Raw genomic sequence first — 14321 nt, forward strand, 5'->3', positions numbered from 1 at the left:
TTTCAATTTCTTTGCGGTTATCCATCTTTCTGAAACGTCACATTTTTACGGTCTTCCGAGTAATTCTGCAGATCGAGTACTCCGCTTTCGCCCGACAGATTCGGTAAAATCTGCTCCAGACGCATCACCTTTTCCTCCAGATTATCCTTTCCCAGCTTTGCCCGGATATTGTCGAAATAAAGTGTTATTTCATTTGATTCGTTGAAATATATTTTATCCGTCGTGATCTGATGCTTGGAAAGCATTTGCGTAATCGAAAGGATTTCCTGAAAAATATCGGTATTCTTCACCGGAAGCGCCTCATACAAAACAACATGGTCGAACCTAATTCCCGTCACCTGCGGAATTCCTTCTGTCCTCGTCTCCGAAGATTCCACCACGATACCGTCCCGGTCAAAATACATGTAACGCCCCATGTATTCCACGTAGCCCGCCACAGACTTTTCATAAACACGGATCGTGATGCTGTCCGGCGAATCGACCCGGACACTCATCGTTTCGATAAACGGAATGTCCCGGATTTCCTTATTCCGGTATTTTAACGAAAGATAGAGCGAATTGTAGGAAAGCCGGTCAGTCAGAACCATCGCCTCAATCTCTTCACTCGTGTAGTGGACGTTTCCCTCGACCGAAATGTTCTGCACCCGAAACACGGACACCACGACGAGGGCAGCCGCCGCCAAACAGACGATCACGATGCTGGCAATCAGTACACCGAGATTTGCACGCAGCCACTCGCCCGGCGTTGCCACTGCATAGGAATACCCGGCAGCTTTGCCGCTGCTTTTTTTCTTTTTTTTGCCGGAAGCTGATTTCTTCCGACTTTTTTCAGATTTTCCGCCGTCCAGCAGCTTATATTTCTGTTTCTGTGCCAATGTCTGCTCCCAACTCTCTGAAATCCCTTACGATATCTTCATATCCTCTCCGGATAAAATGACAGTTTTCCACGACCGTCTTATGCTCTGCGCACAGCCCCGCCAGCACGAGTGCCGCCCCGCCCCGCAGTTCTTTTGCAAAAACCCGCTCTCCGTGCAGTTTTCTGCCTCCGGTGACCTCCGCGCTTATTTGTCCGGCGACGATCGCAGCACCCATACGGTTTAACTGCTCGTGCACGCCAAACCTTCCATTAAAAACGCGCTCCGACACCATACAGTTTCCTTCTGCGCAGCACAGTGCCGTCAGCATCGGGGACTGCAGGTCGGTCGGATAGCCCGGATATACGTCCGTTTTCAGCAAAAGCGGGGAAACCAGCCTGCCTGTACGTTTTACCAACAGTCCTTCTGAATCCGGGACAATCTGTGCGCCCATTTTTTTGGCAACTGCAATCACCGCTGTAAGCTGCCCGGTCGGCGCCTGCCGCAAAAAAGCTTCCCCGCCTGCCGCGAGTACACCGATCAGACAGGTTCCTGCCACGATCCGGTCCGCATCGATGGAAAATTCTGTGCTGTAAAGCTTTTTTACGCCCTCAATTCGAATCGTTTTGCTTCCGGCTCCTTCGATCTTTGCCCCTGCACCGTTTAAAAAACGGCATAGCGAAATGACCTCCGGTTCCTTTGCACAACCTGTCAGCACTGTTTCTCCCTTTGCACAGACCGCGCATAAAATCGCATTCTGCGTCGCACCGACGCTCGAAAACGGAAAACGGATCTGTGCACCGTTCAGGCGTTTTGCAAGTACCGTCAAAAAACTGTCATCCTCCCGTCTTATCTGACAACCGAAGCGTGCAAAGGCTTTCAGATGCAAATCGATCGGGCGGTCGCCGATGACACAGCCGCCCGGATCGCAGAAGGACGCCTGCCCCAGCCGCCCCAAAAGCGCGCCCGTCAGCACGATGGAGGAACGCATCCGAACCACTTCCTCTGCCGGAAGCCTGCTTTGCAGCGCACCGGAAGCGTCCACGCAGATCTCGTGACCGGTTTTTGTCACTGTTGCGCCGATTTTCTGCAAAATGCGGCACATGCAGTCCACATCCGAAATATCCGGGCAGTTTCGCAGTGTCGTCTTTCCGGCGATCAGAATGGTCGACGCCAAAATCGGCAGCACGGCGTTTTTCGACCCCTGCACTGTCATTTCCCCATAAAGAGGTCTTTTGCCTCTGATCCAGATTGAATCCACAAAACCACCGTCCGCGTTGCCCTTACCCTATACTATGGCAAACGTACCGCACACGTGACAAATGCAGCTGCACTGCTGCCCCGTGTCCAGATAACACGCTCGTCTTCTTTGCTCCCGATGAACGAGCGATACGCGCATACACCATTACACATCCCGGACCTTGATGCCGCGGGCAACGCTCATGACGAGCCCCATCTCGATCAGCAAAAACAGGATCGATGAGCCGCCGTAGCTGATAAACGGCAGGGACACGCCGGTGTTCGGCATTGAGTTCGTTACGACCGCAACATTTAAAATGACCTGAATCGCGATATGTCCCAGCACACCGACAACTAACAGCGCACCGAACAGATCCGACGCGTTGTTCGCAATAATCATCAGACGCCAGATCAACAGCAAAAAAATCAGGATCACAGCAATGCCGCCGAACAGCCCCAGCTCCTCACAGATGATCGAAAAGATCATATCATTCTGCTGCTCCGGCAAAAAGCCCAGTTTCTGGATACTCTGCCCGAGCCCCTTTCCAAAAATACCGCCGGAGCCGATCGCATAAAGTGCCTGCAGCGTCTGAAAGCCCTTGCCGGACGCATAGGCTTCCGGATCGAGCCACGCCATGATACGGGCGAAACGGAAATCCAGCCCTTCGATGCTCTGCAGCTGCTTGACACCGAAAATTACGCCTATAACTGCGAGTGCTCCAATTCCTCCTATGATGAAAAATGGTTTGTATTGCGGACTCGCCACAAACAGCATCAGGACCGCAATTCCCAGCACGATAATCGCAGAGCTCAGGTTGTTGGTGATTTGCCAGATACAAAAAACGTGCGGCAGGGAAACTCCAATAACCGTCAAAAAGCCTTTCGACGTCCGAATGTTTCTTCCCATCTTGCAGATAAACGTCGCCAGAAACAGAATCATCGCCAGCTTTGCGATCTCCGCAGGCTGAATCGACATACCTAGATTCAGCCACCTTCTTGCACCGTTGACCTCGACGCCCAGCGGCGACAGCACGAGTACAATCAAAATCAGGGAAACCACATAGCCGATTACCGCAAACCGTTCCCAAAAATGATATGGGATGTGGGAGACGAAAAACATCCCCACCAGCCCCAGCGCCGCCGCAAACGCCTGATGCATCAGATAATAGTCCTCGTTCAGATTCTGCGTCGTCGCATCGTAAGCGCTGGCGGAATAAATCATAACCAGTCCGAAGCCTGTCAGAAACAGGATGATGAACAGAAGACTGTAATCAAAATAGTATTCTGTTTTCTGAGATTTTCTCCGTCCTGCCACTTGCTCACCCCTTCAGGCTGTTTACATATTCCTTGAACATTTTACCGCGCACTTCATAATTCGGGAACATTCCCCAGCTCGCGCATGCGGGGGACAACAGCACCGCGTCGCCCGGACACGCTGCCTTTACACAGGTATCCATCGCTTCTTCAAAGCTGTCCGCCAAAACGATATTTTCCATTCCGTGCTTCTTTGCGCACTCCGCGATCTTTTCCCGCGTCTGACCGATCAGCACAAGCAGCTTCACCTTGCCGTCAAACGCTTCAATCCACTCGTCGTAGGTGTTCTGCTTATCATAGCCGCCGCCGATCAGCACGGTGGGCCACTTCATTGCGCGGATCGCCTGAATCGCCGCATCGGGATTGGTTCCCTTGGAATCGTTATAATAAACGACGCCGTTTTTGGTCGCTACATATTCGATTCTGTGTTCTACTGCCTGAAAATGTTTTACGGTATCCAGAATTGTTTCCATCGGCACGCCGTATGCTGCTGCAATCGCAATCGCCGCCATCACGTTTTCAAAATTATGTACGCCGATCAGCTGCATCTTGTCAACATCCATCAGGACTTCTTCCCCATTTCCGAGATTTCTGCAGATTTTGCTGCCGACCAGATAATAGCCTCTCTCCAGCTTTTCTTTGGAAGAAAACCAGATGACCTGGGCCGGGCACTTCGGTGCAAACGCCTTTAACCAGCTGTCCTCGTGATTGAGCACACAGAAATCGTCCTTTGTCTGGTTCTTCGTGATGGATTCCTTGACCGCCGCATAGTTCTCCATCGTATGATGACGGTTCAAATGATCCGGCGTGATATTTAAAATCGCGCTGACAGTCGGATGGAAATGCACTGCAGTTTCCAGCTGGAAGCTGCTGATCTCCGCTACCGTCACGCTGTCCTTATCTGTTTTTAAAACCTCCTGCGTATAGGGGGTTCCGATATTGCCGACAACAAACGTATTGTCCTGATAACGCTTCAAGATCTCGCCCACCAGCGTTGTCGTCGTGGTCTTTCCGTTCGTGCCTGTAATTGCGAGCACCTTTCCCTTTTCATAGTTCCAGGCGAGCTCAATTTCGCCCCATACCGGAATATCCGCCTCTTCCAGTGTAGAAACAAACGCTTCTTCAATGGAAATACCGGGGCTTAAAACCGCCAGCGAAAGCTCGGAAAGCAACTCCTTCGGAAGGCTTCCCAGTACCAGCGCAGTATCTTTTGGATAATCCTCCCGCGCGCAGAGCGCCTTCCCATCCAGCTTTTCATTTTCATCAAACAGAACGGGAACGGCTCCCGCTTTCTGCAAGAGTCCGGCGGCTCCGAGTCCGCTCTTTCCGCATCCGGCTACCAGTACCTTTTTTCCCAGTAAATCCATGTTGATTCTCTCCTTTCGCTGCCATAGACAGCACTTTCGTTCTATGTTTCCCTGCAATTAATTGCGGTTTATTGTTTCATTCTTCTCATAATACCCTATTTCATCCAGATAGGGAAGAATATTTTCAAAAAGCTCGCGCACTACCGGTGCCGCCACCAATCCACCATAATAGACGCCTTGGGGGTTTCGGATAATGCACAATGCCAGCACCTTCGGATCGTCCGCAGGCGCAAAACCCAGAAACGAAGAAATATACCGACCAGTACCGCGAGGAAGCGTCTCGCTGGTCGCCGTCTTGCCGCCCACCTGATAGCCTTCGACTTTTCCATTTTTTCCGCCGCCGTTTTCCACGACCTGAAACAGGATGCTGCGCAGCCGGGCGCTCGTTTCTTCCGAAAGAATCCGTTTTTGCTCCGTTTCCTTCTGCACCGAAATGCGCTCCGAACCGTCCGTCTTTTCGCAATACAGTCCCAAATGCGGTGTAATCCGCGTCCCGCCATTAATGAGGGAGCTGACCGTCGCTGCAAGCTGGATCGGCGTGATCTGAAAGGACTGCCCGAACGAAATCGTCGCAAGCTCCACCGGACCGATCTGATCCTGTGCGTGCATGATTGTACCGGCTTCTCCAGGCACATCGATTCCAGTTCTGTTCAGCAGCCCGAACTGCTTCATGCTTTGGTAAAACGTATCTGCACCCATCCGAAGCCCTACCGTCACAAACACCGGATTGCAGGAATTCATCGTCCCCTGTACGAAATTTTCAGTTCCATGACCCCGAACCTTTGCACACCGGATTTTTCTGCCCTCTACGACAATATAGCCCGGGCACTGAAAAGAATCCTCTTCCCGGACAACGCCGTTTTCCAATGCGGCTGCCGCCGTAATGACCTTAAAGGCAGAGCCAGGCTCGTAGGTATCGTTGATGCAGGCGTTTCTCCACATTTTATTCAGGGCTTCCTGCTTTTCTTTTTCGTTCATGAGCTGTTCTTGCTGCCCCTCCGGAAGTGTGAACGGGTCATTCAACTGATATTCCGGCACATCCACCATCGCAAGGATTTCTCCGTTATCGGGACGCAGCACCAGAATCGAAACGCTTTCCGCTTCTTTTTCCAGGCAGACCTGCTCCGCCAGCTGCTGTGCGTACAGCTGGATGTTGGCATCCAGACTAATGTATAAATCCTTTCCATCCACCGGCTCTACCCGGCTCTCTCCTTCATCCAGAAGCCGGACGCCGCGTGCGTCCGTCATTTCCAGAATCAGGCCCTCCTGCCCGGAAAGCACTTCCTCATACCGGCTTTCCAATGCCAAAATTCCCTGATTATCGCCTCCGGTAAAGCCGATCACTTTGGAAGCGAGATTCTCATACGGATAATATCGTTTATAATCCTCGTCCACCTTGATGCCGTCCAGCCCTGTCCGGTAAATTTCCTCCCCGGTTTCCAGATCGACATTGCTTTTGATTTTTTCGATGGACGATACCTTTTCCACTCTTTTTCGAACGGTCTCTTCCGACAGTCCAAGCTTGCTGCACAAAAGCGCAATCACTGCGTTGGGATCGCGAATCTGGTTATGGATGACAGAAATCGTACAGACCGGCTGGTTATCCGCCAGCACGATCCCGTTCCGGTCTAAAATTCTCCCGCGCTTTGCCTTGATTTTGCGCTCTCTCTGATGCAAATCCAGCGCGAGCTCAGAATAATGTGCCGCCCGAAATACCATCAGATATACCACTCTGGCGGACAGCCCTGAAAAGATCAGAATGCACGCCAGAAAAATTACGACGATCTTTTTGCGGTGAAACGGTTTGCTCAGTTCCATAGGTTCCCTGCAAAGCAGAAATTACTATACCTTATGAAACCGCTGCCTAAAATATGCACACGCTGCCGCTGCGCGCTGTGACCACATCAGACAGCGATACAGCTCTTTTCGTAACTGTTCCGTACCCTCGCAGTTACGCGCAAAAATCCATTTCAAATCGGCTATGCCGATAGGATTTTTGCCTTCTAGTCTAAGTTTTCTTACGGTCAGCGCAGTAAATGCGCAGACCTACTGAGCAGTTACCTCTTTTCTGCCATTATTCCATGGGATTTTGCGTATCCCCACCAGAGTCGCCTGCTGCACCATTTTCCAGAATGCCGGAAACCGGCACATCATAGCCATCCGAATCCTCCGTGATCACCTCTCCAGTCGTCGGATCGATCAACTGCCCGTCGCTGTTGACATACGGATTGTCCGCTTCTGCTCCATTTGCAGTATCTCCACCTGTTGTAGACGGGTCGTCGCCCGCAGGCTGCGCAGCGCTGCTGTTCTCCCCTGCCGTAGTATCCCCGGCAGACGGATCCCCGCCGGTATCGGTTGTATTTCCACTGACATCATTCCCGCTGACATCCGACGCCGGCGCGTTTGCGCTCAGCTGCTCGCGGATTTCAATCTGCATCGCTTCCAGCTCTGCGCGCTCTTCGTCCGTCAGCTCCTGTGTCATGAAGATATTTAAATAAGGAAGCACTTCGGTCAATATGTTTTTGGCGATGATACATGCTTTTCTCGTTTCCAGATCCTGTTCCCGGGCGTTTGGTCTGTTTAAAACCACATAAATTGCGATCTGTGGATCTTCTGCGGGCGCATAGCCCAGAAACGATACGACGTAATCCTCCTTTTCACGAGTACCGCTGGCGCTGACAGTTTCTGCTGTACCAGTCTTACCGCCGATGCGATAGCCTGCAGGCTTTGCACGTTTACCGGTACCATTTGCACCTTCCACAACCTGAACGCAGTATTCACGGATTTTCTCCGAAGTTTCCGCGGAAATGGTCTGTTTTAACAGTCTCGGCTCAATATTTTTTACCACAGATCCATCTGCTGCCGTAATCTTGCTTACCATATGCGGTTCATAATAATAGCCTCCGTTGATCAGGGAGCAAAAACCTGTGATCATCTGGATCATCGTCACGTTAAAGCCCTGTCCAAAGCTCGAGGTTGCAAGCTCCGTAGGTCCCATCGTTGAAGAATTGAATACCAGGGAAGCCGTTCTTGCCTCGCCCGCCAGATCTATATTGGTCTTTAAGCCGAAATTATATTCCGACATATATTTCAGAAATTCATCGATCCCGATAACCTGTGCCATCCGGATCAGCGTGACATTACAGGAGCGTTCAATGGATTCTCCGATCGTCAGCCACCCCTCCGCACCGTTTGTGTAGTTATGACAGCGGATTTTGTAGCCGCCGATCTCGATGATACCGGTGCATTCAAAGGATTCATTGCCTTTGAGCCTGCCGTCCTCCAATCCCATCGCTGCAACGAAGGGCTTCATCGTGGAACCCGGCTCGTAAGTGCTGTTAATGCAGTAGTTTTTCCAGAGGGCATTTAAGTTCTGTACAAGCAGATCGTTATTTTCCTCCTGCTTCATCGACGCTGCAATCTCTTCGTTGATGACCGTATCCGTCGAGTTTCCACTGACATCGATCAGTTTGCTGCCGATCAGTGCCTCCGGATTTCTCGTATCGTTTAAGTCAAACGTCGGATAACTCGCCATTGCGAGCACTTCCCCACTGTGGACATCCATCACAATACACGCTGCATCCTGCGCACCGTTACCCTCGCGGGTGCTGTCTTTGTTTTCGTCGTTATATTTTTTGAGGTACTTTTCCACAATGCCCTGAATCGTCGCGTCGATCGTGGAATAAACATTGTAGCCGTCTACAGCAGCCTCCGTCGTCCGCTGCAGATTATCGTCCCCGTCTATATATCCATACTGTCTGCCGTTTACGCCGCTCAAAACATCGTTGTAATACTCTTCCAGTCCGTAGGTTCCGGTTCCGTCCGTCCGCGTAAAGCCGATGACATCGCTTGCGAGAGAGCTATTCGGGTAAACTCGCTTATAGCTTTCCTCAAACCAGATTCCCTTGACATACTGGTTATATTCTTTCTGGCTCGTATCCGCCATCATCTGCTGATAATCACTGATTTCATTGTAGGACATTCTCTTTTTGAGGACATAATACTGGGAATCCGGGTGTTCCTGCGCATAAGCGCGCACCTGATCGCCGTCAATGCTAAAATAATCCTCCAGTGCCTGGATCGTAGGCTCCACATAGTCCTCTTTGTTATTCATCTGTTTGATATCCAGCACCAGATCGTAAACCTTTTCACTCGATGCCAGCTTCGTTCCCTTGCTGTCCAGGATTTCTCCCCGTTTATAAGGAATCGTCGTACTGGAATACTGCTGCTGGGAAAGCACCTGCTTTTTGTAGCTGTCGCCGTTATCCCGGTTAATTAAAATCAATCTGACGCTCAACCCTGCAAAAGCCAGCAGTACCAAACAAAACAGTACCACCAGCTTTCTCTGCATTCGTATTGTAAACTTATTCTTCTTATCCAATCCGGCACCTGCCTCACTTCTTGATGTCTGCATACTGTCTTACATAATCGCTTCCATCATCCGGGATTTCCACGATCTGTCCCTGTCCTGCGTAGGTCATGCCAAGCTCCGTAATTGCAATTCTTCTGATTTCCTCCAGATTGATGGAGCTGTCAATCCGGTTTTTCATTTCGTCATTTTCCGTCTTTAAGTTATTTAGCTGACTCTGCAGCGCTGCAACCTGCTTTACGCTCTGGGTGATCGAGGATTCCATCCGGATATAACTGATCAGCATTACGCTCGTGACTGCAAACGCCACAGTCAGAAACAGCACATAGGCTGCATTTCTGTAGCGCAGGCGTTTCATTTCCTGCTTCTGCTTCTCCAGCTCACGTCTCGGAACCCGTCCGGAGACCTGATCCAAATGGCGTTCCAGCCCTTCGCCTACCTCAGCGTGTCTGACTGCCGTACCGTTTACATATGCTGTTTTCTGATAAGGCGTTCTTTTGTACGCTGCCGATTGGCTTCTTCTGACTGAATTCGATGTTCTTGCCATTTGCTCTCCTCACCGCCGTCTGTTCCGGCTTCTGGTACAGCATTTCGTAAATAACGATACCAATCGGATTCACAGGCAAGTGAGTGGTATCGTTATTTCGAAAACGATGTACTAGCTCTCTATTTTTTCGAAAATGCGCAGCTTTGCGCTTTTCGCTCTGGAATTTGTCTCCATCTCTTCCTCGGTCGGAAGAATCGGTTTGCGGGTCACAACATGTCCCCGGCTCGTTTTGCCGCACACGCACACCGGAAATTCCGGCGGGCAGGTACAGGGATTTTCATTTCTGCGGAAGGCATTTTTCACAATTCTGTCTTCCAGCGAATGGAAGGTGATGATGCAGAGCCTTCCACCCGGAGCCAGCCGGTCGATAAAGGCGTCCAGGGAATTTTCCAATACCTCCAGCTCTCTGTTGCAGGCAATCCGAATCGCCTGAAACGTGCGTTTGGAGGGATGTCCGCCTTTTTCCCGCATCTTTGCCGGAATCGCCGCCCGGATGATGTCGTTTAATTCCCCGGTCGTCTCAATCGGCTTCTTTTCTCTCGCCTGCACGATGTGTTTGGCGATATTCTGCGCAAATTTATCTTCTCCGTAGTCCCGGATACACCGAAACAGCTCTGCCTGTGACCACTCATTGACGATCGTTTTCGCCGTCAGGGTCTGGCGCTGATCCATCCGCATATCCAGTGCGGTATCATAACGATAGGAAAATCCTCTCTCGGCATTATCCAGCTGATAGGAGGATACGCCAAGGTCTAACATAATGCCATCTACTTTGTCGATGCCGAGGCTGTTTAATACTGCCGGAAGGTTACAGTAATTGTCGCGCACCAGCGTCACATGTTCCTGCCACGGCTCCAGCCGTTTTGTCGCCGCTTCGATCGCCTCTGCATCCTGGTCGATACCGATCAGCCGGCCGGTCCTAAGGCGCGCTGCAATGTGGCTGGAATGTCCTGCCCCGCCCAATGTGCCGTCCACATAGATGCCGTCCGGTTTGATTGCAAGTCCTTCAATTGTCTCCTCCAACAGGACGGATGTATGTGCAAATTCCATCGATTTTTCCTTTCTTTGTTACAGCAATTACAGTCCGAGGTCGTCCATGCGCTCTGCGATATCCTCCATGGATTCCTCCGCCTCTTCTTCCAGGGCATCCCAGCGCTCCTGGCTCCAGATTTCAATATGTCCTGCAGCGCCCACCAGCACAACGTCTTTGGTCAGCTCTGCAAATTCTCTTAATTTGGAAGGGATCAGGGCACGTCCCTGCTTGTCCACCTCCACCTCCGCGGCGCCTGCCAGAAAGTGACGGACAAACATACGGGTGTCTTTTCTGCTGATGGGCATTGCCTGAAGCTTTTCTTCGAAAGCAGTCCAGCCGGCATTGTCGTACACAAATAAGCAGCCATCCAGTCCCTTGGTCACTACAAATTTCTCACCGAGCGTCTCTCGAAATTTGGAGGGAATGATCAACCTGCCTTTTGTATCCAACGTATGATTGTATTCGCCCATAAACATGTACAATCACCTGCCATTCATGGAAAAGGTCTGCCACCTTACTCCACTTCGTACCACTTTCTACCACTTTGAAACCATTTTAGTATAAAATGCCCTCCTTGACAAGCGATTTCAGAAAAAAAAGACAGCCGGACCGTGAAAAGTCCAACTGCCTTTTTCGTCATTCGTGACAACAAAATGCCCTAAAAGCGTACCTTTTGTTGTATTTATAATTTTTTTGCGCTTTTGCGAATGGTGCGAGTGAACAGTAACGATTTTCTCAGACATTGAAGCGGAACAGGATTACATCGCCGTCCTGTACCACATATTCCTTGCCCTCCATGCGGACAAGTCCTTTTTCTCTCGCTGCCGCAAGGGAGCCGTTTTCCAGCAGATCTTTGTAATTGACAACCTCAGCCTTGATAAAGCCGCGTTCGAAGTCGGTGTGAATCTTGCCGGCCGCCTGCGGTGCTTTTGTGCCCTGTTTGATCGTCCATGCTCTCGTCTCATCCTCGCCGGAAGTTAAAAAGCTCATCAGGCCGAGCAGATGGTAACTTGCGCGGATCAGCTTTTCCAGACCGGATTCTTTTAATCCAAGGTCATCCAGAAACATCTGGCGTTCTTCATCGTCCAGCTCGGAAATTTCTTCCTCGATCTGTGCGCAGATCGCAAATACCTCACTGCCGGTTTCTTTTGCATATTCTCTGACTGCCTGTACGCCTGCGTTGTCTGCGCCATCGTTTGCCAGATCCTCTTCCCCGACATTCGCCGCATAGATCACCGGTTTTGCAGTCAGCAGGTTCAGGTTCTTGAAGTATTCTTCCTCGTCTTCATCCTCTGTCTCGAAGCCGATTGCAAGCTTTCCGTCCTCCAGACGCTCCTTGACACGCTCCAGCATCGCCAGCTCTTTTGCCTGCTCCTTATCCATTCTCGCGCCCTTTGCCACTTTGGCGATTCTGCGTTCCAGAATTTCCAGGTCGGAGAAGATCAGCTCGAGGTTGATCGTCTCGATGTCGCGCAGCGGATTCACGCTTCCATCTACATGGACAACGTTGCTGTCCTCAAAACAGCGAACGACGTGCACGATCGCATCCACTTCGCGGATATTGCTCAAAAACTGGTTGCCAAGGCCTTCGCCCTTAGAAGCACCTTTTACCAGACCTGCGATGTCTACAAACTCGATCACAGCAGGCGTTACCTTTTTGGAATGATACAGATCACCCAGAAGCTTTAAGCGCTCGTCCGGAACGGCTACCACACCTACATTGGGGTCAATGGTACAGAACGGATAGTTTGCAGACTCCGCACCAGCTTTCGTCAGAGAATTAAATAAGGTACTTTTACCAACATTCGGGAGACCAACGATTCCTAGTTTCATTTTACGATTTACCTGTCCGAAAACCCTTGATTTATCGGGATTTTCGCCTTTCTATGTTTTTGTACTGCACAATTACCTGCACATTTTCAGGACGCTTTCTATTTTCTCCAGCTCTTTTATTTTCTCCCTCTCTCTGCCGTGTAAGCAAAAAGTTGGATACAATCTAATAATATATCATATTTGTTTTCTTTTTTAAACCTCAAAAATCAATTTTCCAAAGATCATAACGCATAACACACCGTCCCAAAATCCACTTTCGTCATTCCAAATCCGATGGCTTGTTTTTTTTTATGCTTTCCGCTATACTTCTCTCTGCAGGCTCTGTTTTTTCTCCTGGGCAGAGCTGTATTTGGGAAAAAGAAAAGAGGGAAATCAACAACAATGGAAAAAAGGGAACAACTCGGCAGCCGTCTCGGATTTATCATGATCTCGGCAGGATGTGCCATCGGCTGCGGCAATGTATGGAAATTTCCGTGGATGTGCGGACAAAACGGGGGTGGAGGCTTTATGCTGATCTATCTGATCTGCCTGCTCATTCTCGGTCTGCCTGTCATGACGATGGAATTTTCCGTCGGGCGCGCTGCCCGGACAAGTCCGATCTACATGTACCAGAAGCTCGAAAAGCCCGGCCACAAATGGGGGATTTTCGGTATCGTCAGTCTGATTGGCAATATTACCCTGATGGCGTTTTACACCGTCGTGTGCGGCTGGCTGATCTATTACTTTGTGAAATTTATAACCGGGCAGAATCAGTCCTTCGGCTTTACACAGATGATTCAGAATCCGTCCGTCAATGTGTCCTATCTGCTCATCACAGTCATCGTCGCTTTTCTGATTCTGAGCTTTGACTTACAGGGCGGGCTGGAACGCATCACGAAATATATGATGACCTCTCTGCTCGTTCTGATGCTGGTGCTGGCGGTCCACAGCCTGACCCTTTCCGGCGCAGCAGACGGGGTGAAGTTTTATCTGGTTCCAGACTTTTCCAAGATCAACGGCTCCGTCATCGTCGGCGCAATGAATCAGGCATTTTTCACACTGTCGGTTGGAATGGGAGGCATGGCTATTTTCGGCAGCTATATTGACAAAAAGCGGTCGCTGATGGGGGAATCCGTCACCATTATTTTACTGGACACACTCGTGGCAGTTCTCGCAGGGATCATCATGTTCCCCGCCTGCTTTACCTACGGGCTGGAGGTCAATGCAGGACCCAGCCTGTTATTCGACACCATGGCGGATGTCTTCAACCACATGGCTGGCGGACGCATCTGGGGCACTCTGTTTTTCCTGTTCATGGTGTTCGCCGCCCTTTCAACTGTCCTGGGCGTCTGCGAAAATATTCTCGCCATGATCCGCGAGCTCACCGGCTGGTCACGAAAAAAGGGCTGCATTGTCTGCGGCGCCGGCATTTTTGTCCTGGCTCTGACAACTGCCCTCGGCTACAGCCTCCTGCATTTTCAGCCCTTCGCAGCAGGCACGGCATGGCTGGATTTCTGGGATTTTATCGTATCCAACAATATATTGCCCATCGGTTCCCTGGTGCTTGCTCTGTTTTGCTGCAACAGCTTTGGCTGGGGCTGGGAGAATTTCGTACAGGAAGCCAATACCGGACACGGTTTAAAGGTGAAGGCATGGATGAAACCAGTCTTTCGCTTCGTCGTCCCGATTGCCATCGCGTTTATTTATATCTACGGCATGGCGACATTTGCGTGGCGCTAGGCACAAACAATAGAATGCACGCTCTGCGAGCATTCTATTGTCATGA

11 protein-coding genes are annotated in these 14321 nt (G+C 50.5%); 1 reads left to right on the forward strand and 10 read right to left on the reverse strand.

Annotated features, from left to right (window positions below; all coding sequences use genetic code 11):
• Positions 1-17: 17 nt before the first annotated feature.
• From OCV62_RS08330 to ychF, 10 genes are all read right to left on the reverse strand, one after another.
• Positions 18-875: a cell division protein FtsQ/DivIB gene (locus OCV62_RS08330; RefSeq protein ID WP_262585966.1), complete on the reverse strand. Its 858-nt coding sequence runs from the start codon at positions 873-875 to the stop codon at positions 18-20.
• Complete coding sequence (gene murA / locus OCV62_RS08335; protein WP_262585968.1) at positions 853-2115, reverse strand: UDP-N-acetylglucosamine 1-carboxyvinyltransferase; 1263 nt, start codon at positions 2113-2115, stop codon at positions 853-855. Before murA ends, OCV62_RS08330 begins: the two co-directional genes overlap by 23 nt.
• A 144-nt stretch (positions 2116-2259) precedes the next feature.
• Positions 2260-3408 (reverse strand): FtsW/RodA/SpoVE family cell cycle protein, encoded by a 1149-nt coding sequence (locus OCV62_RS08340; RefSeq protein WP_262585972.1) that lies wholly within the window; start codon positions 3406-3408, stop codon positions 2260-2262.
• A gap of 4 nt (positions 3409-3412) precedes the next feature.
• Positions 3413-4774, reverse strand: coding sequence for a UDP-N-acetylmuramoyl-L-alanine--D-glutamate ligase (murD, locus tag OCV62_RS08345; RefSeq protein WP_262585974.1), 1362 nt, complete (start codon positions 4772-4774; stop codon positions 3413-3415).
• Positions 4775-4831: 57 nt separating this feature from the next.
• Positions 4832-6592 carry a peptidoglycan D,D-transpeptidase FtsI family protein gene (locus OCV62_RS08350; protein ID WP_262585976.1) on the reverse strand — a complete coding sequence of 587 codons (1761 nt, stop codon included), beginning with the start codon at positions 6590-6592 and terminating at the stop codon, positions 4832-4834.
• A 256-nt stretch (positions 6593-6848) separates the two neighbouring features.
• Complete coding sequence (locus tag OCV62_RS08355; protein WP_262585979.1) at positions 6849-9188, reverse strand: peptidoglycan D,D-transpeptidase FtsI family protein; 2340 nt, start codon at positions 9186-9188, stop codon at positions 6849-6851.
• The gene (locus OCV62_RS08360; protein ID WP_021915824.1) at positions 9169-9690 is read right to left on the reverse strand and encodes an FtsB/FtsL family cell division protein; all 522 of its coding nucleotides are present in this window, start codon (positions 9688-9690) and stop codon (positions 9169-9171) included. Before OCV62_RS08360 ends, OCV62_RS08355 begins: the two co-directional genes overlap by 20 nt.
• A 111-nt stretch (positions 9691-9801) precedes the next feature.
• On the reverse strand, positions 9802-10740 hold the full coding sequence (gene rsmH, locus OCV62_RS08365; RefSeq protein ID WP_021915823.1) for a 16S rRNA (cytosine(1402)-N(4))-methyltransferase RsmH: 939 nt from the start codon (positions 10738-10740) through the stop codon (positions 9802-9804).
• A 27-nt stretch (positions 10741-10767) separates the two neighbouring features.
• Positions 10768-11199: a division/cell wall cluster transcriptional repressor MraZ gene (gene mraZ / locus OCV62_RS08370; protein ID WP_021915822.1), complete on the reverse strand. Its 432-nt coding sequence runs from the start codon at positions 11197-11199 to the stop codon at positions 10768-10770.
• 259 nt (positions 11200-11458) lie between these two features.
• Positions 11459-12556, reverse strand: coding sequence for a redox-regulated ATPase YchF (gene ychF / locus OCV62_RS08375; RefSeq protein ID WP_262585981.1), 1098 nt, complete (start codon positions 12554-12556; stop codon positions 11459-11461).
• Positions 12557-12937: 381 nt separating this feature from the next.
• On the opposite strand from ychF, the gene OCV62_RS08380 reads away from it, so the two are divergent.
• A complete protein-coding gene (locus tag OCV62_RS08380; RefSeq protein ID WP_262585983.1) occupies positions 12938-14275 on the forward strand; it encodes a sodium-dependent transporter in 1338 nt (445 codons plus the stop codon).
• The last annotated feature ends 46 nt before the right edge of the window (positions 14276-14321 follow it).

It is taken from the genome of Gallintestinimicrobium propionicum (genome assembly GCF_025567525.1).
GTDB classification, from domain to species: domain Bacteria; phylum Bacillota; class Clostridia; order Lachnospirales; family Lachnospiraceae; genus Gallintestinimicrobium; species Gallintestinimicrobium propionicum.

Excerpts from the sequence above, each read along its gene's own strand:
- murD (WP_262585974.1), bottom strand. The coding sequence starts at position 4,774 with ATGGATTTACTGGGAAAAAAGGTACTGGTAGCCGGATGCGGAAAGAGC.
- OCV62_RS08350 (WP_262585976.1), bottom strand. The coding sequence starts at position 6,592 with ATGGAACTGAGCAAACCGTTTCACCGCAAAAAGATCGTCGTAATTTTT.
- OCV62_RS08355 (WP_262585979.1), bottom strand. The coding sequence starts at position 9,188 with ATGCAGACATCAAGAAGTGAGGCAGGTGCCGGATTGGATAAGAAGAAT.
- OCV62_RS08360 (WP_021915824.1), bottom strand. The coding sequence starts at position 9,690 with ATGGCAAGAACATCGAATTCAGTCAGAAGAAGCCAATCGGCAGCGTAC.
- rsmH (WP_021915823.1), bottom strand. The coding sequence starts at position 10,740 with ATGGAATTTGCACATACATCCGTCCTGTTGGAGGAGACAATTGAAGGA.
- mraZ (WP_021915822.1), bottom strand. The coding sequence starts at position 11,199 with ATGTTTATGGGCGAATACAATCATACGTTGGATACAAAAGGCAGGTTG.
- ychF (WP_262585981.1), bottom strand. The coding sequence starts at position 12,556 with ATGAAACTAGGAATCGTTGGTCTCCCGAATGTTGGTAAAAGTACCTTA.
- OCV62_RS08380 (WP_262585983.1), top strand. The coding sequence starts at position 12,938 with ATGGAAAAAAGGGAACAACTCGGCAGCCGTCTCGGATTTATCATGATC.